The organism is Hymenobacter pini (genome assembly GCF_020421205.1).
Classification (GTDB): Bacteria; Bacteroidota; Bacteroidia; order Cytophagales; family Hymenobacteraceae; genus Hymenobacter; species Hymenobacter pini.
Genome location: NZ_JAIZZH010000003.1, coordinates 689,716 through 707,207, shown reverse-complemented (window position 1 = coordinate 707,207; position 17,492 = coordinate 689,716). Strand labels below are relative to the sequence as shown.

General features: G+C 57.0%; 16 protein-coding genes. 11 read left to right on the top strand and 5 right to left on the bottom strand.

Annotated features, from left to right (window positions below; genetic code table 11):
* Nucleotides 1-75: 75 nt before the first annotated feature.
* Complete coding sequence (locus LF252_RS14430) at nucleotides 76-903, bottom strand: phosphatase PAP2 family protein (RefSeq protein WP_226270275.1); 828 nt, start codon at nucleotides 901-903, stop codon at nucleotides 76-78.
* 189 nt (nucleotides 904-1,092) lie between these two features.
* On the opposite strand from LF252_RS14430, the gene metK reads away from it, so the two are divergent.
* Nucleotides 1,093-2,355 (top strand): methionine adenosyltransferase, encoded by a 1,263-nt coding sequence (gene metK, locus LF252_RS14425; RefSeq protein WP_226270274.1) that lies wholly within the window; start codon nucleotides 1,093-1,095, stop codon nucleotides 2,353-2,355.
* A gap of 91 nt (nucleotides 2,356-2,446) precedes the next feature.
* Here metK and hpf read toward each other — a convergent pair whose 3' ends face one another.
* The 4 genes from hpf to LF252_RS14405 all read right to left on the bottom strand — a co-directional run bounded on the left by hpf (nucleotide 2,447) and on the right by LF252_RS14405 (nucleotide 5,325).
* On the bottom strand, nucleotides 2,447-2,746 hold the full coding sequence (gene hpf / locus LF252_RS14420) for a ribosome hibernation-promoting factor, HPF/YfiA family (RefSeq protein ID WP_226270273.1): 300 nt from the start codon (nucleotides 2,744-2,746) through the stop codon (nucleotides 2,447-2,449).
* A 38-nt stretch (nucleotides 2,747-2,784) separates the two neighbouring features.
* Nucleotides 2,785-3,672, bottom strand: a complete 888-nt coding sequence (locus LF252_RS14415; RefSeq protein WP_226270272.1) for a tyrosine-type recombinase/integrase — start codon at nucleotides 3,670-3,672, stop codon at nucleotides 2,785-2,787.
* A gap of 153 nt (nucleotides 3,673-3,825) precedes the next feature.
* Nucleotides 3,826-4,026 (bottom strand): 30S ribosomal protein S21, encoded by a 201-nt coding sequence (gene rpsU / locus LF252_RS14410; protein WP_125425461.1) that lies wholly within the window; start codon nucleotides 4,024-4,026, stop codon nucleotides 3,826-3,828.
* A gap of 159 nt (nucleotides 4,027-4,185) precedes the next feature.
* Nucleotides 4,186-5,325: an acyl-CoA dehydrogenase gene (locus tag LF252_RS14405; protein WP_226270271.1), complete on the bottom strand. Its 1,140-nt coding sequence runs from the start codon at nucleotides 5,323-5,325 to the stop codon at nucleotides 4,186-4,188.
* Nucleotides 5,326-5,582: 257 nt separating this feature from the next.
* Between LF252_RS14405 and LF252_RS14400 the strand changes: the two genes are divergently transcribed.
* From LF252_RS14400 to LF252_RS14355, 10 genes are all read left to right on the top strand, one after another.
* Complete coding sequence (locus LF252_RS14400) at nucleotides 5,583-6,524, top strand: polysaccharide biosynthesis/export family protein (RefSeq protein ID WP_226270270.1); 942 nt, start codon at nucleotides 5,583-5,585, stop codon at nucleotides 6,522-6,524.
* Between the two features lie 43 nt (nucleotides 6,525-6,567).
* Nucleotides 6,568-9,030, top strand: a complete 2,463-nt coding sequence (locus tag LF252_RS14395) for a GumC family protein (protein WP_226270269.1) — start codon at nucleotides 6,568-6,570, stop codon at nucleotides 9,028-9,030.
* A gap of 104 nt (nucleotides 9,031-9,134) precedes the next feature.
* Nucleotides 9,135-9,818, top strand: a complete 684-nt coding sequence (locus LF252_RS14390) for a tyrosine-protein phosphatase (protein ID WP_262904949.1) — start codon at nucleotides 9,135-9,137, stop codon at nucleotides 9,816-9,818.
* 33 nt (nucleotides 9,819-9,851) lie between these two features.
* Entirely contained in the window at nucleotides 9,852-10,853 is a 1,002-nt protein-coding gene (locus tag LF252_RS14385) for an NAD-dependent epimerase/dehydratase family protein (RefSeq protein WP_226270267.1), read from the top strand.
* A gap of 172 nt (nucleotides 10,854-11,025) precedes the next feature.
* Entirely contained in the window at nucleotides 11,026-12,423 is a 1,398-nt protein-coding gene (locus tag LF252_RS14380) for a tetratricopeptide repeat protein (protein ID WP_226270266.1), read from the top strand.
* A gap of 206 nt (nucleotides 12,424-12,629) precedes the next feature.
* Complete coding sequence (locus LF252_RS14375; protein ID WP_125417597.1) at nucleotides 12,630-13,463, top strand: phosphosulfolactate synthase; 834 nt, start codon at nucleotides 12,630-12,632, stop codon at nucleotides 13,461-13,463.
* A gap of 91 nt (nucleotides 13,464-13,554) precedes the next feature.
* Nucleotides 13,555-14,892, top strand: a complete 1,338-nt coding sequence (locus LF252_RS14370) for a PQQ-dependent sugar dehydrogenase (protein WP_226270265.1) — start codon at nucleotides 13,555-13,557, stop codon at nucleotides 14,890-14,892.
* A gap of 181 nt (nucleotides 14,893-15,073) precedes the next feature.
* On the top strand, nucleotides 15,074-15,982 hold the full coding sequence (locus tag LF252_RS14365) for a TraB/GumN family protein (RefSeq protein ID WP_226270264.1): 909 nt from the start codon (nucleotides 15,074-15,076) through the stop codon (nucleotides 15,980-15,982).
* 81 nt (nucleotides 15,983-16,063) lie between these two features.
* Nucleotides 16,064-16,726 (top strand): spermidine synthase, encoded by a 663-nt coding sequence (locus tag LF252_RS14360; protein ID WP_226270263.1) that lies wholly within the window; start codon nucleotides 16,064-16,066, stop codon nucleotides 16,724-16,726.
* 83 nt (nucleotides 16,727-16,809) lie between these two features.
* Nucleotides 16,810-17,466: a DedA family protein gene (locus LF252_RS14355; RefSeq protein ID WP_226270262.1), complete on the top strand. Its 657-nt coding sequence runs from the start codon at nucleotides 16,810-16,812 to the stop codon at nucleotides 17,464-17,466.
* Nucleotides 17,467-17,492: the final 26 nt, after the last annotated feature.

Genomic DNA, 17,492 nt, shown 5'->3' with positions numbered 1-17,492 from the left:
TTTTAATACGCTAACATAGAAAAGCCCCTTGCAAGCCTGTCCTGCAAAGGGCTTTTCTACGTTGGGGTACTTCTGTTACAACTGCTTCGTCAACGACAGACCGGTGTAAGCGTAGCCATTTACGTTGAAACCCTGCAGCGGCACCACGCTCATCGTATTGCCTTTCTTTTTGTGTAGCTGAGGCACCAGAATGCCCGCCGTGGCACCTACCGCGTAGCCCACAATGTTATCGGAGAGGAAGTGCTTGCCGGCTTTGATACGGGTGTAGCCCTCGGCCGCCGGTACCAGGGCCGCCGCCGTCCACACCAACGGCTGCAGCTTCGAGTCGGGGTTAAAATCATGGTACACTTTGGCCGCAAAAAATGCTGCCGCGGCCGTGTGGGCCGTGTGCCCGGCAAAAAACGAGTTAGTCGAAATCTTGCTGTTCCGGTCGCCACCGCCTTGCGTGCCGTACAGGAAAGGCCGGTAGCGGGTGATGTTGCCCACGCTCATAGTAAACGTAGCGTCGGCGGCGAGCATGGTTTGTAGGTACAGGCCCAGCACCTGCCCGTAACGGCCGCGCACGTTGGAGTCCAGCGCCAGTAGGGCCGGGGCTACTACCAGTGAGGGATACACAATCAGGTCGCCGGCCGTCTGGGCCTTGTCGCTATAGTAACCCGCCGAAAACCGGTCAAACTTAGGAATATCGTTCTTGTTGAGCGCTGCCAGCTGCGCGTCGGTCAAGCCGTCCTTTTTTTGCACCAGCAATAGGCCCGTGATGCTGAGTGCCCCGAGTCCCGCTGAGATGGGCGCATCCACGGCAAAGCGGGTGTTGTAGGGAGATGGCGCTTTTTGAGCCTGTGCTACCGGAACGGTAGCCGTGAGCAGGCCCGCAGCCAAAAACAGAGAGGCAATTTTATTCATAACTTGTGTAGGCAGAAGAGGGAGAGTGACGCTACAACGCAAAACCAACGGAGGAGGTTGGTCTATCAGCTCGGCTTGTTCATAGCCCGCAACTCCTAACTAAATCGTAGCTTTGCGGCCCTGCCCGGCGCGTTGCCAGCGGCAGGGCAGGGGCTGCCGGCCCCTTGCGCACTCCTACCCGTTACGCTGATGCCCTACCTGTTCACCTCCGAATCCGTTTCGGAAGGCCACCCCGATAAAGTAGCCGACCAGATTTCCGACGCCATCCTCGACGAATATCTCCGGCAGGATCCCACGGCCAAAGTGGCCTGCGAAACGCTGGTAACCACCGATTTTGCCCTGGTAGCCGGCGAAATCAAATCAACCGCCCACGTAGAAGCCGAGCCCATCATCCGGGACGTAATTCGTCAGATTGGCTATAACAAGCCTGAGTACCTGTTCAACGCTGATACCTGCGAGGTAATGAACCGCCTGCACGAGCAGTCAGCCGATATTAACCAAGGTGTGGAGCGGGCTACGGCCGAGGAGCAGGGCGCCGGCGACCAAGGCATGATGTTCGGGTACGCCACCAAGGAAACCGATAACTACATGCCCCTGGCCCTCGACCTCTCGCACCGCTTGCTGCGTGAACTGTCGGCCATCCGCAAGGCCGGGCAGGAGATGACGTACCTGCGCCCCGATGCCAAAAGCCAGGTAACTATTCGCTACGCCGACGACAACACGCCCGAGGCCATCGAAACCATTGTGGTCAGCACCCAGCACGATGATTTTGACGAAAGCGAAGAGCGCATGCTGGCCCGCATCAAGGAGGACATCATCAATATCCTCATCCCGCGCGTGAAGGCCCAACTGAGCCCCGAGGTACAGCAGCTGTTCACTGCCGACATCAAGCACCACATCAACCCCACCGGCAAGTTCGTCATTGGTGGTCCCCACGGCGACTCCGGCCTCACTGGCCGCAAAATCATTGTGGATACCTACGGGGGCAAAGGTGCCCACGGCGGCGGGGCCTTCTCGGGTAAAGACTCGTCGAAGGTAGACCGCTCGGCCGCGTATGCCGCCCGCCACATCGCCAAAAACCTGGTAGCCGCCGGCGTAGCCGACCAGGCGCTGGTACAGGTAGCCTACGCCATTGGCGTGGCCGAACCCGTGGGCGTATTCGTAACCACCTACGGCACCACCAACGCTATCAACGCTCAGGGCGAGAAGCTCACCGACGGGCAGATTGCGGAGAAAGTGCAGCGTCTGTTCGACCTGCGCCCCTACGCCATTGTGCAGCGCCTGGGCCTGCAAAACCCCATCTTCGCCGAGTCGGCCGCCTACGGGCACATGGGCCGGCAGCCCGGTACCAAGCAGGTGCAGGACGCGCAGGGTAATACCCGCACCGTAGAAATCTTCACCTGGGAAAAGCTCGACTACGTAGACAAAATCAAGGCTGAGTTCGGCTTGTAGTTTTTCGAATGGCTATTTGGTCATTAAAAAGCCCCATCTGATAACTTCAGGTGGGGCTTTTCAGTGGATTTAGCTAACAGCTAGTTAAAAATCAGTGGCTCACCAGCTTTTCCTTATGCTTGGTGATTTGGCGTTTCAGGCTCTCGGCAGCAGCATCGGCGGCAGCTTCAAAGGATGGGGCGTCCTCCTGCGCAAACAGCGTGCTACCGGGCACGTGCACCTTTATCTCAACGGTTTTATTGGCTATACCATCCTTGTTGTTGAGGCGCATAATTACTTCGCCTTCCGTCACGCGGTCATAGAAGGTTTCGAGTTTGTCGAGGCGCTTCTGGATGAAGTCGAGCAGTTTCTGGTCGGCGTCGAAGTGCACCGATTGCATCTGTACTTTCATCGGTCGTGGGGTTAAAAGGGTAAGAAAAGGGAACAATATCAGGCCTTTGGGTGGGCCTTCTCAAACACTGATTTCAGTTTGTCAATGCTCAGGTGCGTGTACACCTGCGTGGCCGCCAGGTTAGCGTGCCCGAGCAGTTCTTTGATGGCGTTCAGATCGGCCCCTTTGCCCAACAAATGCGTGGCAAACGAGTGGCGCAGCACGTGCGGGTGCTGCTGCCCCGCCGCCGTAGTTATCTGGCTCAGATAGTGCTTTACCGTGCGATACACAAACTTTTCATAGAGCGGCTCTCCCTTGTCCGTAACGAGGAGTATGCCGTGGGCGTTGCTAGCCGAGCCAAATTCACGTTGTCGGTGCGCTATATAGCGCTCCAGTACTGTAAGCAAAGATGGGTTCAGCGGCACAATCCGCTGCTTATTGCCTTTGCCCGTTACGCGCACCGTACGGCCGGGCAAACTCAAGTCGGCCAACCGAATACCCAGTAGTTCCGAAAGCCGGATACCGGTGCCGTAGAGTAATTCCAGAATCAACTGGTCGCGGATACCGGCAAAGGTGTCCGGAAACTCAAACGAGTTCAGTAATTCATTCAGCGGCTCCTCGGGTACGAAGTCAGGTAGCTTCTTCGCTACTTTAGGCGAAGTGATGCGCAGCATCGGGTTTTTCTGGATTACGCCCGTGCGCAGTAGGTACTTGTAGTAGGAGCGAAGGCAGGCAATTTTGCGGTTGACGGTGCGCGGGTCGCGGTGCTGCTGCATCAATGCTACCACCCAGGAGCGAATAAGAGTGTGGTCGGCTTGGGCGGGTTCGGACAGCTCGAAGGTGGCTTTCAGATAGTCTGAAAACTGCCGTAAATCCGTCTGATACGAAACCAAGGTGTGGGCGCTGTAACGCCGTTCAAACCGCAGGTAGTCAAAAAATAAATCCATATGCGGGGTGCCGGCCGCCGGGGCCGGATACCCAATGTATGGATTTCAGCGGAAGAAAAAAACTGAACTGTACGGACGCGAAAAAACCGGCTGACTCGCGCAAAGTAGGCAAATCAGCCGGTTTTTCGTCCTTACGAACAGGTAGTCAGAAACCTAGGCGTTCGTAGCGTCGGGGCCGTAGGTAGCCAGCTTGTAGATGGCCTTCTGCTTCTGCTTGCGGTTGGTGATAGACGGCTTTTGGAAGAACGTGCGACGACGCAGCTCTTTCAGAACGCCGGTGCGCTCAAATTTCTTCTTGAAGCGCTTCAGCGCACGGTCAACCGACTCGTTTTCTTTGATTTGGACGATGATCATATCTTCAGTGAACTAGGAAACCCAATCTGGAGGGGCCGCAAAGATAATCAGAGTTTTATCAGACTACAAACTTGATGTTACAGATTGCTATTCAACATCAGCCATCTACTTTGGGAAAACCGGCAAATCAGGCCTCCTCGCCTATAAAATGCAGGTGGACTACTTCAGTAACGTGCGGGCAATGACGAGTTTCTGAATCTCGCTGGTGCCTTCGCCGATGGTGCAGAGCTTGGCGTCCCGGTAGAATTTCTCAGCCGGATAATCCTTGGTGTAGCCGTAGCCGCCAAAGATTTGTACGCCCTCATTGGCCACCCGTACGGAGACTTCTGAGGCATACAGTTTTGCCATAGCCGATTCCTTGTTCACGTTCAGGCCCCGGTCCTTCATATCGGCGGCGCGGTACGTGAGTAGGCTGGCCGCTTCAATTTCAGTAGCCATATCAGCCAGCTTGAAGCTGATACCCTGAAAGTTGCTGATGGGCTGGTTGAACTGGTAACGCTCCTTACTGTACTGTACAGCCGCTTCATAAGCTCCCTGGGCAATACCCAGGCTCAGCGCCGCAATGCTGATGCGGCCACCATCCAGCACTTTCAGCGCCTGCACAAAGCCGTCGCCTACTTTGCCGATTACGTTTTCTTTGGGGATGCGGCAGTCCGTGAAAATCAGCTCAGTAGTCTCAGAAGCACGCATGCCCAGCTTATTTTCCTTACGACCCGCCTCGAAGCCGGGCATACCCCGCTCCACAATGAAAGCCGTCATGCCGTGGGAGTCGCCTACCTCACCGGTGCGGGCAATTACCACGGCCACGTTGCCGGATTTGCCGTGGGTGATAAAGTTCTTGGCTCCGTTGAGTACATACTCGTCGCCGTCGAGCACGGCTACGGTGCGCATATTGCCGGCGTCGGAGCCGGTGTTGGGCTCGGTAAGGCCCCAGGCCCCAATCCATTCGCCGGAAGCCAGCTTGGGCAGGTATTTACGTTTCTGCTCCTCGGAGGCATGCTGCAGAATGTGGCCGGTGCAGAGGGAGTTGTGGGCCGCCATGCTCAGGCCGATGCTGCCGTCAATCTTGGCCAGCTCGGCAATGGCCGTTACATACTCGGTGTAGCCGAAACCGGCCCCGCCGTATTCCTGCGGGACCAGCACGCCCATCAGGCCCAGCTCACCGAGCTTATGGAATACGTCTTTTGGGAATTCCTGGGTTTCGTCCCACTCCATCATGTGGGGTTTGATGTGCTGCGCGCCAAAGTCGCGCACCATCTGGGCAATCATCGTCTGGTTTTCAGTTGCTACCAGTTCCATAGTACGGGTGGGGTGGGAGGGTGGAAAGTAAAATGGCGGGCACGGTCAGGTAAGAACGATCTGCGCCGGGAATTGGGTCCGCGAAAGTAGGGTTTTGTCGGCGCAGAAGCCAGTACAGGATTAAGACCTTCACGGCCTGAATTTTGATGCGGCCGGCTAATTCGGTTTCTTTGATGGTTTTTAGGCGAAAACTGCCCAACCATACGTTGTGTTTTTGCCGTTGCCTCCGAACCAGACCCCGGGATAACCCGGTTTTCATGCAAAATTCTCTTCTTCGCCGCTTTCTGAACTTGTGGCTGCTATGCCTGCCGCTGGCCGGTATCCTTGGGTCCTGCGCTACTGCCCGCGTACACCAGCAGAATATCCTGTTTCGCACGGATGGCTCCGGCCGCATGGACACGGCCAAACTGCGCGACGTAGTAAACCGGGCCGAACGCAACTACATCATTCAACCCAATGATGCTTTGGATGTGCGGGTGTACACCAACAATGGGGAGCGAATCCTGGACCCCAACGGGGAACTGATGTTTGGTAGCCCTATCGGGCAAAACGGCATTGGTGGCGGAGCCATGAACCGGCAGCAGCAGGGCGGCAACCGGCAACAGCAGGGTAACCGGCAGCAGCAGCAAGGCCAGAATGGTAGCTACAACGAGTTCTTGGTGCAGCACGATGGCGTGGTAAAGCTACCCATGGTGAACTACCAACGGCTGGCCGGCCTGACGCTGCTTCAGGCTGATAGCCTGCTGCAGCGGAAATACACCGAATTCTACAAAGATGTGTTTGTCACGACGAAAGTCACTAACAACCGTATCATTGTGCTGGGGGCTACATCCAGCGGTTCGGGTCAGGTTATCTACATGTATAATGATAACATGACCCTGCTGGAAGTGCTGGCACAGGCGGGCGGTATTGAAGGTACCTTCGTAGGCGCTACCGGAATGGGCCGTGCCGGCCGGGCCGATAATATCCGTTTGATACGGGGCGACCTGAAAAATCCGCAGGTGCAAATCATTGATTTGACCACCATTGATGGAATGCGCCGGGCCAATTTGCAGGTGGAACCAAATGATATCGTGTATGTTGAGCCAATTCGTCGGCCTTTCTACGAAGGGTTGCAGGATGCTACCCCTTTGTTTGCGTTAATCAGCAGTGTTGCTGCTGTAATCAGCACCATCTACTTCGTGAGCAATATCAAGTAGGGCAGGCCCTGGTTCATTCATTTCTTGCATTACCACAGTATACATGGCGGCAAACGAAGACGCTGAACTTGAAGAGCTTATCCGCAACAGTGGCGGCGCCGAAGCCGAAAACGAAGATGACGGAGGGGGCCTGGACTTAACCACGCTCCTAGCGGTTGCCCGCAAGAGCCTGCCCTGGATGGTGCTGCTGATTATCTTGGGCGTCACAGCATCTTGGCTGGTTCTGCGCTACACGCCTTCGGTCTACAAGTCAACCTCCACCATCAAAATTGATGAGAAAACGGAGGCGGGAGTTCTGGGCCTGGAGGCGTTGGGCGGTGCCGTAGAGCAAAAGCAGAACCTGAACAAGCTGTCGGGTGAGATAGAGCTTATCAAATCCGACATTATCTACCGGCGGTTGAAAGACTCGCTGGATTTAGGGGTGAACTATTACGTGCAAGGTACCGTGCTGGAGACGGAGCTCTACGGTAACTCGCCGTTTCGTATTCTGTTTGAGCCGCTGGCTGATGCAGCGTACGACCAAAAGATTGGTGTACAGTTCATCAGTGCCAATACGTTTAAGCTGGTATTGCCTGAGCAGCTGGGCGGCCAAACCACGGAGCACACCGTGGGCACTCCGTTCAATGCCGCCGGTTTCCGCATGCGCCTGGTGCTGAACCAGCCAACGGAGGCCAGCTCCCAGGAAGGGGAATACTCATTTACGATCAACAGCAACGGGGCACTCAATGCCTACTTCAACAAGAACCTGCTGGTTGATATTGTGAACATGGATGCCAATACAATCGGTATTTCCTTCACAGATGAGAACCCGCTTAAAGCCCGGGCAATTGTGAATAAGATAGACTCGGTGTACTTGGTGGAGAAGCTGCTGCGCAAGCAGGAGCAGGCAACGCGTGCCATGAGCTATATTAATGAGCAACTGGGTGAAAACAACCAGAAGCTGAGCCAGGCGGAGGAGAATATGCAGGCCTTCGTGAAGCGGAATGGCACCTACGACGTGAAGGGCGACGTGGGCCTGATAATGGGCCTGTTACAGGCGCAGGAAGTAGAGCGGGAGAAGGTTCAGGAGCAGATTGATATGCTTGGTGAGCTGGCAAAGCTTGTTGAGCAGGAGCAGATTACGAATCGGGCTGACGGAGATGTGCTGCAAAGTATTCCGGCCCTGGCAGAGGTGAAAGATGCGCAGCTGGCATCCCGCATTCAAGAGCTCAGCGACGCGCAGCTTGACCTGAAACGGGCGCTGCTTTCCTACCAGCCGGGGGCCACTACGGCTATGCAGACCAAGGAGCAGACCATTGCTGATCTGAAAAAAATTGTGCGGCAGTTGCTGCGCCGTGATGTGCAGCTGGCACAAAAGCAACTGGCCAAATTCGATGCCAAGCGGGCCGAACTGGAAGGCCGCCTGCGTCAGCTACCCGAAAAGCAAACGGAACAGGCCCGCTTGCAGCGGCCGTTAGAGCTGTACGAGAAGTACAACCTGACCATGATGGACCGGAAGATTCAGTACGGCATTTCCATGGCCGGGGCCACGGCCGACTTTCAGATTCTGTCGCCAGCCAGCGTAGCGGAGCGCATCTCGCCGGTCAAGCCCATGATTTATGCCATTGGCCTGGCCGCGGGTATTCTGCTCGGCTTAGGCTTGATTGCCGTGCGCTACCTCATGCACAATACGGTTACCAGCATTCGGGAGCTGGAGCGCAATACCGGCGCTGCGGTGCTAGGCGTAATTCCGACCTACGAAAAGGAGAAAATGGCGGTATCCAAGCTGGTAGTGGACCGCAACCCCAAGTCGGCTATTTCTGAGGCAATCCGCTCTATCCGGACCAACCTGGAGTTCATGGCCAGCTCCAAGAAGAAGCGCCTGATTTCCATTACATCCACTATTAGCGGCGAAGGAAAAACCTTTGTAACGGTGAACCTGGCCGGTATCATTGCAGCTTCCGACCAACGGGTAATTGTACTAGACCTCGATATGCGCAAGCCCAAGGTGAACCTGGCGTTTGACGCGGAGAATATCAAAGGGGTCAGCACAATTCTGATTGAGCGGCATACCTGGCAGGAATGCGTGCAGCATACCAGTCTGCCAACGCTGGACTTTATCTCGGCCGGCCCTACCCCGCCCAACCCATCCGAGCTGATCCTGAGTCCCCGGTTCGATGAGCTTATCAGCCAGTTGCATGAGCACTACGATGTGGTAATGATTGATACGCCGCCCGTAGGACTGGTAACGGACGGCATCCTCATTATGCGGAAAGCAGATGTGCCGATTTATATCGTCCGGGCCAACTACTCTAAAAAGTCGTTCCTGAAAAACATCAACAAGCTGATGCGGGTAAATGGCTTTACCAAGCTAACCACCGTGCTGAACGATGCCAAAACGACTGGGGGCTACGGCTACGGCTACGGGTATGGCTACGGCTACGGGTATGGCTATGGGCAGGGGTACTACGAGGATACCCCGGTCCAAAAAGGAATAGTAAACCGCCTGCGTAAGCGCTTCTCCTAAGCCTCGCTGACGGCTGCTTGCATATGTCTTTTTTTCAGAAGCTGTTTGGTAGCCGGGAAACTTCCGCTGCCCCCCCTGCATCCTTGGGTATGCTGGGGGTGGATATGCATTCCCATCTGCTGCCCGGCTTGGATGATGGGGCCGAAACCGTGGAGCAGTCAGTTGAGATGCTGCGGCAGCTGCAGGAACTGGGCTACCGCAAGCTGATCATGACGCCCCACATCATGGGCGACTTTTACCGCAACACGCCGGAAGGCATAAGGGCCGCCCTGGCAGTAATGCGGCAGGCTGCCAATGCCGCCGGGCTGGGTGGCGTAGAGTTGGCCTGCGCTGCGGAATATTACCTGGATGAGAGTTTTGGGCCGCGTTTAGAGCGTGAGGAGGAGCTGCTGAGCTTCGGTGGCGACCGGCGGATGGTGCTTGTTGAAACCTCCTACATCAACGAGCCCTTTAACCTGGCCGAAACGGTTTTCAACCTGAAGGCGGCCGGCTACCAGCCGGTACTGGCCCACCCGGAGCGCTACACCTACCTGTATGGCCGGTTTGAGGAGCTACTCAGGATTCGGGAAATGGGCGTGTTGCTGCAGGTAAATCTCAATTCCTTGGTAGGCTATTATTCGGCCGGGGCCAAACGGGTAGCCGAGAAACTGGTAGACGCGGAAATGGTGGATCTGCTGGGCACTGATGCGCACACCTCCAAGCATCTGGAAAGTATTCGCACCAAGGTGCTGAGTACGCCCTACCTCAGCAAAGTGCTGGCTCTGCCACTGCTCAACAACACGCTCTGATTGGCCGTTTACTACCTCGTCACTTAGAATGCTATGATCTTCGTTACCGGCGGGAGTGGATTGGTGGGGAGTTTTTTGCTCAGAGAAATGGTAGCGCGCGGCCTGCCGGTGCGGGCGCTTTATCGGAAGCAGGTTCCGCAGATTCCGGCTACTGAGGCCGTAGAATGGGTGCAGGGTGATATTCGGGATGCGCTGGGGCTGCGGCAGATGCTGGATGGTGTAACACACGTATTGCACTGTGCCGGGCTGGTTTCGTATGCCCCGCAGGATGAAGAGGAGTTGCTGCGGGTAAACGTGGAGGGTACGGCCAATGTGGTAGATGCCTGCTTGGAACGCCCCGGAATTAGGTTGGGAGTAGTATCGTCGGTGGCGGCCCTGGGCGGTGGAGCTACGGCTCACACTACAAGTCTCCAGCAACCCATTATCCTTGATGAGCAAGCGAAATGGGACTTAGGAGCCGAGCATAATGCCTACGCTACTTCCAAGTACTTGGGTGAGTTGGAAGTATGGCGGGGAGTAAGCGAGGGGCTGCAGGCTGTCATGGTGAACCCATCGGTCATTCTGGGGCCCGCCAACTGGCAGCAGAGTAGCACGCGTCTGTTTCGCTACGCCTACGATGAGCACTGGTTTTACACACCCGGCAATATCAACTTAGTAGATGTGCGGGATGTGGTTGATGCCTTGCTACACCTGACGCTGGATACCACTATCAGCGGGGAGCGGTACGTGCTGAACGCGGGCAGCCTGCCCCTGCACGAGTTCCTCAGCCAGGCGGCCGACTGCTTTCAGAAGCGTCCGCCCTCGGTGGCTGTGCCGGAGTGGGCGGCTGAAACCATCTGGCGGTTGGAGCACGTGCGCTCGGTGCTCACCGGGGCCCGGCCCCTGATTACCAAGGACACTGCCCGGGCCGGCCGGCGGCCGGTGGAGTACCGCACCGATAAAATTCAGCGGGAATTGGGCCGCAACTTCCGACCTTTGTCGGAAACAATCCGCTGGTGCTGCCAGGAACTGAAGAGTAAGGTGGCAGCGGGATGATTGCTGGTTGAGGCGCGCCTACCAGCCCAGCAATTACTCTTTCCGAACCCATCCGCGTCCGGTGTGGTTGTTGTATATTAAGGGCAAAGCCGGTTTCTGAGGCTGAAACCAGCTTGCCTACCCGCGGAGCCTGCCGTTCTGGCAGCTTTGCGTCGACTGTTGCCGCATGAGAATGAACGAGAATTTTGAGGACCGGGACGAAGTGCTGGCCACCGTACGCCGCTTCGAGCAGATGGTAGCCCACAACGAGCCCGTGTTTTTTGATCTGGCCGATTTTGAGAATATCATCGACCACTATACATCTTCTACCCAGTACGATAAGGCTCTGCAGGCCTGTGAGGCGGCCATTGCGCAGTATCCGTTCAGCACGGAGCTGCTCATTGACCGCTCGCAGGTGCTAGCCATGAAGGGTGAATACGCCGCCGCCAGCACCCAGATTGAAAACGTCGCCCAACTAGACCCCGATAACCCCGACGTGGCCGTTACGCGCGGCATTATTGCCACGCAAAAGGGTGATTTTGCCGAGGCTGTAGCCTTTTTTCAACAAGCTGCCGAGCGGGCGCAGGACCGGGACGATATTTTCTTCAACCTAGGCTTGGCCTACCAGAGCTGGCAGAAATTCAAGAGTGCCGCCAAGTACTACAAGCAAAGCCTGCGCCTGAACCCCGATAACGACGTGGCCGTGCAGGAACTGCTGTATTGCCTGGAGGTGAGCGAGCGGCTGGAGAAAAACCTGGAGTTCTTCCGCCGTTTCACCGACGAGGACCCGTACTCGGCCATTGCTTGGTATAACTTGGGGCAGGCTTATTTCCGGGCTGGCAAACTCGAGGACGCCGTTAGTGCCTTTGAGTATGCCATTCTCATCGACGCGAAGCTGTACGAAGCCCACGGCTACTTGGCCAGCACCTACGTGAACATGGAGCGGTACCGGGAGGCCATCGGCGAGTTTGAACTGAGCTACCCCGAAGGCCAGCCGACGCCTGAGGCCCTGTGCAACATTGGCGAGTGCCACGAGAAAATGGCTGAATGGGACCAGGCCCGTCGGTTCTACCAACGCTCCATCGACCTGGACCCCGAAATGGACGAGGCGTGGTTTGGTATCGGCATCGTGATGAATGTGCAGGAGCGGTACTTCGAGGCCATTCACTTCTTCCGGAAGGCCGTGAGTCTGTACCAGGAAAGCATTGAATACTGGCTGGCCCTGGCCGCGGCCGAGTACCAGATTGGCAACATCGTATCGGCGGTGGAGGCTTATGAAAAGGCCACTGAAGTAGCGCCTGATAACAAGGACGCGTGGCTAAACTGGAGCATTCTGCTGTATGAGCAGGGAAATTTCGATGGCGCCATTGACCTGATGCGCAATGCAGTGGAAATTCAGCCAATGGAGGCGGAGCTGCACTACCGCCTGTGCGCCTACCTGCTGGCCGCCGGCCGCTACCGGGAAGCCTACCAGTGCCTGGAAAATGCCCTGACGCTGGACTTTGACAAGCATCGGTTGCTGTTCGAGTACTTCCCCGAGTTGGAGTCGCAGAAGGCTCTGGCCCGCCTGATTGATCAGTACCGCAAATAAGAAGGGTACGATTGAAGAAGAAAGTCCTGCTGTGAGCCACCTGACTGGCCCGCAGCAGGACTTTTTTGTTGAGCTTGCCGCCTTTGGCTTACCGTGCGAGTGCCTTACAGAATTCGGGCGTACTTTTACGGCCGTTGTTTTTCCGGGCGGGGCGGCTGGCTGCAAGCTATGCCTGTCTGATGTCCCAAGTCTCTAAGTCTCCAACTATGAACTACACGCTTAATCAACTTCCCGAGCGGACGCAGAAACCCCGCGAACAAGGCTTCACCATGGTAATGGACAAAGGCCTGAGCGTGCGGGAAGTAGAGGATTTTCTGGAAGTGGGAGCCGAGTACACGGATATCGTGAAGCTGGGCTGGGCCACTTCCTACGTGAACCCCAATTTGAAGCGCAAGCTGGCCGTGTACAAGGAGGCTGGTATTCCGGTATACTTCGGCGGAACGTTGTTTGAGGCGTTTATCATCCGCAACCAGTTCGATGATTACCGCCGCCTGCTGCAGGAGTTTGGGATGGAATACGCCGAGGTATCGGATGGCTCCCTGGACCTGAACCACGACAAGAAGCTGGAGTTCATCCGCACCCTGTCGCAGGATGTGAAGGTGCTGAGCGAAGTAGGCTCCAAGGACGCCGAGAAGATTATTCCGCCCTACAAGTGGATTTCGCAGATGAAAACCGAGCTGGAAGCCGGTGCCGTAAAGGTAATTGGCGAGGCCCGGGAGGCTGGCAACGTGGGCCTGTTCCGGAGCACCGGCGAGGTACGCTCGGGGCTGGTGGAGGAAATCCTGACCCAGATTCCGTTTGAGAAAATCATTTGGGAAGCGCCCCAGAAAGCGCAGCAAGTATGGTTTATCAAGCTGCTGGGACCCAACGTGAACCTGGGCAACATTGCGCCCAACGAAATCATCAGCCTGGAAACCATCCGGTTGGGCCTGCGCGGCGACACCTTCTTGGATTTCCTGGACCTAGAAAACGTGGATGAAATGTTCAAGCCCGAGCCCAAAGCCCAGGGCAAACCTGGTACCTCCATGCCCCGTGGCTAGGAAGTGCTAACCTGAACAGGTGAAACTAAGTACAAGAAAAGGCCGGACCATCACATGGTTCGGCCTTTTCTTGTACCCAATCACCACCTCCATGAATCGTTTAAAATCCACCTCCGCCTGGGCCAGCCTGGCACTATTGGCGGCCTGCGGCGGCCCCTCGAAAGAGGAAAAAGCCGAAGCCGCCGCTACTACCCCGGCCGATACTGTGGCTACGGCTGCCAGCAACGTGAATCTGCCCGAGCCTTACGCTACCAAATCGGTAACCAAGCGCAGCAAGGTTATTGGCTGGCCCGCCGGCAAAATGCCCACGGCCCCGGCTGGCTTTGTGGTAACCAAATACGCCGACGGCTTTCAGAGCCCGCGCAACACCTATGTGCTGCCCAACGGCGACGTGCTGGTGGCTGAGGCCAATACCGTGCCCACCGACGTGAAGGAAAAAGTGACGGCTCAGCTGGAGTTGGACCCGTCCAAATCGTTGCGGGCCAGCAGCGCCAACCGCATCACGCTGCTGCGTGACACTAATAAGGATGGCAAGCCGGATACTCGTACCACGTTTCTGTTAGGGCTAAACCAGCCGTTTGGGATGGTGCTGATTGACGAGAATTTCTACGTGGCCAACACCGATGGCGTGTGGCGCTACCCGTACAAAGCGGGCGAAACCAAAATCAGCGGGGCAGGTGAGAAAATCCTGACGCTGCCGGCCGGGGGCTACAACAACCACTGGACGCGCAATCTGCTGGCCGGGCCCGGGGGCAAGAAAATCTACGTGTCGGTAGGCTCGGCCTCGAACGTGGCCGAACACGGCATCAAAGAAGAGGAGCGCCGGGCCAATATTCTGGAAATAAACCCCGATGGCAGCGGGGAGAAGGTGTACGCCGCTGGCTTGCGTAACCCCGTGGGCATGGACTGGGCCCCTGGCTCCCAAACCCTCTGGACGGCCGTGAACGAGCGGGATGAGCTGGGCGACGAACTGGTGCCCGACTACCTGACCAGCGTGCAGCCTGGCAAGTTCTACGGCTGGCCCTACGCTTACTTTGGCCAGAAGGAGGACCCGCGCCGCAAAGGCGAGCGGCCCGACTTGGTGAAGCAAACCGTGATGCCGGAAGTAGCGCTGGGGCCGCACACGGCTTCGCTGGGGCTGGCTTTCTACAAAGCCAATAAGTTTCCGGAGAAGTACCGCAACGGTGCCTTCATTGGGCAGCACGGCTCCTGGAACCGCTCCAGCTTCTCGGGGTATAAAGTGGTGTTCGTGCCCTTCAGCAACGGCAAACCCAGCGGCCCGATGGAGGATTTCCTGACCGGCTTTATTGCTAGTGAAGACGATAAGGAAGTGTACGGCCGCCCTGTGGGCATCACGCAACTACCCGACGGCTCGTTGCTGGTGGCCGACGACGCAGCCGAAACCCTGTGGCGCGTGGCGGCCCAGTAGGCTACTTGGCTTTCAGCATCAGGCAAACCGGCCTGCCTCCGCTACGGCGGTTGGTGGGCCGGTTTGCGGCGTTTAGGCGCGGCCGCTCGGCGTTGGTACAATATTCTGGCGGGCTGATGTACGGCCCTGCATCTTTGGGTACTTCATTCCTCCAACGCTCTATTTCACTACGCTGATGACTATGTTCCGCACGCTACTACTGGCCGGCGCCCTAGCTCTCACTTCCCTGAGCACGCAAGCGCAGAAAACCAAAATCAAGACGAAAACGGCTGATAAGACGGCCGCGGCAGCTTCGGCCAACTCGCTGCTGTGGGAAGTATCGGGCAAGGGCTTGGCGCAACCGTCCTACATCTACGGCACCATCCACCTCATCTGCCCCCAGGATTTGCAGGTTACCGAGCCCATGAAGCGGGCCTTCGGCAGCAGTAAGCAGGTGGTGATGGAGCTGGACATGGATAGCCCTACCATGATGCAGGAAATGCAAGCCGGTATGATGATGACCGACGGCCAGACCCTAGAAAAGCTGCTACCCGCCGCCGACTATACCCGCGTGGGTGACTACCTCAAGACTAAAGCTGGTATTCCCATTGCGCAGCTGGGTATGCTGAAGCCGTTCATCGTAACCTCCATCATGTACCCGGCCCTGCTGGGCTGCACCCCAGCCAGTTACGAAACCACTTTTGTGAAGCTGGCCCAGGAGCAGCATAAGGAAGTTACCGGCCTGGAAACTGTGCAGGAGCAGATGGGCTTCTTCGATAAGATTCCGTACGCAGTGCAGAGCAAGATGCTGGCCGATATGGTGACCAAGGAAGCCGAAGCCAAGCAGGAGTTTCAGCAGATGCTCACGCTCTACAAAGCCCAGAATATCGAGGAACTGCGCACCGTGAGCAACAAGAGCAGCTTTGGCTTCCAGGAGTATGAGCAGTTACTGCTCGACGGCCGCAACCAGCAGTGGATTGCCCGCATCGAGAAGCAGGCCGCCGCGCAACCCACGTTTTTCGCTGTAGGCGCGGCTCACTTGGGCGGCACCCAAGGCGTACTCAACCTGCTGCGCCAGCAGGGCTACACCGTAACGCCAGTATTGCAGTAAACGTCCGGTATTTCGATTTCCAACGGCCTCCCGGTAGTGTAGCGTGTGCTGCGCCGCCGGGAGGCCGTATGTTTGCCTTCCATGAACAAGCTGCTTGCATCTCTGCGCACCTGGGTGAGCTACGCCCTGCCGCTGGCCCGGCGGGTGCCCTCGCGCTACAGCCCGGGGCTGGTAGTGCGGGAGCACCAGGGCCGCAAGGTGCTTGATACGCAGTATGCCAACTACAGCTACGGCCCGCTGCAGCAGGTACTGCGCTATGCCCTCCTGCATGTTGCTCCCGGTTCGGCGGATGCACCCGTATTAGTGCTGGGTATGGGCGGGGGCGGCATCATTGAGCTGCTGCGGCAGGAGCGAAGCCACACGGGCCCAATCACCGCCGTAGAGCTGGACCCCGCCGTTGTGGAAGTAGCCGCCACGGAGTTCAACATCCGGCCCGATGCTGCCCTGCAGATTGTGTGCGCCGATGCCTTTGCTTGGCTGCCCACGGCCCCCACAGCCTCTTATGCGCTGATTGTGGTGGACTTATTTCTGGATTTACTACTGCCCCGGCAGCTCTCAGAGCCTGGTTTCTGGCAGCACCTGCGGCGGGTGCTCCGGCCCGGCGGTACGGTGGTGCTGAACACGCTGCAGCAGGCCCCGCTCTCCATCAATGGCCAATCTGCTACGGAGTATCTAGCGGAGCTGGGCCTGCAAGTGAAGGAGTTGGAAGTGGAATACAACCTGGTGCTCATTGGGCGCGGCTAAACAGCTGATGGGCGCGGGCTTGCTGGGGCGGATGCAGAGGGCAACGGATAAAGCGCTTTCTTTGCAGCTTCATTGCTGCCCCTATGGAAATCCTGAAGCATCTGCTCGACTTTATCCTCCACCTCGATAAGCACCTGGCTGAAATCATTCAGGATTACGGCACCTGGACCTACGCCATCCTGTTCCTCATCATCTTCGTGGAAACCGGCGTGGTGGTGCTGCCCTTCCTGCCCGGCGACTCCTTGCTGTTTGCCGCTGGGGCCCTGGCTGCCAATCCCGCCAACGGACTCAGCGTGTGGGTATTGGTAGGACTACTGATTCTGGCCGCCGTGCTGGGCGATACGCTGAACTACCACATTGGCGACTTCCTGGGGCCGCGAGTATTTCGGGAGAACTCCAGGTGGCTAAAACGGGAGCATCTGGAGCGTACCCAGGATTTTTACCAGCGGCACGGTGCCAAAACGATCATCATTGCCCGCTTTATTCCCATCATCCGCACGTTTGCTCCCTTTGTGGCGGGCATCGGCACCATGAGCTACACCCGCTTTCTGTCCTACAACCTGATTGGCGCGGTGCTGTGGGTGGTGCTGCTCACGGGAGCCGGCTACTTCCTGGGTAGCTTCGAGTGGATTCAGAGGAACTTTGGCCTGCTCACCATTCTGATTATTCTGGTTTCCGTGTTGCCGGCTGTGTGGGAGTTTTTCAAAGCGCGTCGGGAAAGTAAGAGTCCGGTAGCGTAACCAGAAACCGTTGGATTTACCCCAGA

What these genes read in the sequence shown, in the direction of transcription:
- LF252_RS14430 (WP_226270275.1), bottom strand. Translation starts at nt 903, where the DNA reads ATGAATAAAATTGCCTCTCTGTTTTTGGCTGCGGGCCTGCTCACGGCT.
- metK (WP_226270274.1), top strand. Translation starts at nt 1,093, where the DNA reads ATGCCCTACCTGTTCACCTCCGAATCCGTTTCGGAAGGCCACCCCGAT.
- hpf (WP_226270273.1), bottom strand. Translation starts at nt 2,746, where the DNA reads ATGAAAGTACAGATGCAATCGGTGCACTTCGACGCCGACCAGAAACTG.
- LF252_RS14415 (WP_226270272.1), bottom strand. Translation starts at nt 3,672, where the DNA reads ATGGATTTATTTTTTGACTACCTGCGGTTTGAACGGCGTTACAGCGCC.
- rpsU (WP_125425461.1), bottom strand. Translation starts at nt 4,026, where the DNA reads ATGATCATCGTCCAAATCAAAGAAAACGAGTCGGTTGACCGTGCGCTG.
- LF252_RS14405 (WP_226270271.1), bottom strand. Translation starts at nt 5,325, where the DNA reads ATGGAACTGGTAGCAACTGAAAACCAGACGATGATTGCCCAGATGGTG.
- LF252_RS14400 (WP_226270270.1), top strand. Translation starts at nt 5,583, where the DNA reads ATGCAAAATTCTCTTCTTCGCCGCTTTCTGAACTTGTGGCTGCTATGC.
- LF252_RS14395 (WP_226270269.1), top strand. Translation starts at nt 6,568, where the DNA reads ATGGCGGCAAACGAAGACGCTGAACTTGAAGAGCTTATCCGCAACAGT.
- LF252_RS14390 (WP_262904949.1), top strand. Translation starts at nt 9,135, where the DNA reads ATGCATTCCCATCTGCTGCCCGGCTTGGATGATGGGGCCGAAACCGTG.
- LF252_RS14385 (WP_226270267.1), top strand. Translation starts at nt 9,852, where the DNA reads ATGATCTTCGTTACCGGCGGGAGTGGATTGGTGGGGAGTTTTTTGCTC.
- LF252_RS14380 (WP_226270266.1), top strand. Translation starts at nt 11,026, where the DNA reads ATGAACGAGAATTTTGAGGACCGGGACGAAGTGCTGGCCACCGTACGC.
- LF252_RS14375 (WP_125417597.1), top strand. Translation starts at nt 12,630, where the DNA reads ATGAACTACACGCTTAATCAACTTCCCGAGCGGACGCAGAAACCCCGC.
- LF252_RS14370 (WP_226270265.1), top strand. Translation starts at nt 13,555, where the DNA reads ATGAATCGTTTAAAATCCACCTCCGCCTGGGCCAGCCTGGCACTATTG.
- LF252_RS14365 (WP_226270264.1), top strand. Translation starts at nt 15,074, where the DNA reads ATGTTCCGCACGCTACTACTGGCCGGCGCCCTAGCTCTCACTTCCCTG.
- LF252_RS14360 (WP_226270263.1), top strand. Translation starts at nt 16,064, where the DNA reads ATGAACAAGCTGCTTGCATCTCTGCGCACCTGGGTGAGCTACGCCCTG.
- LF252_RS14355 (WP_226270262.1), top strand. Translation starts at nt 16,810, where the DNA reads ATGGAAATCCTGAAGCATCTGCTCGACTTTATCCTCCACCTCGATAAG.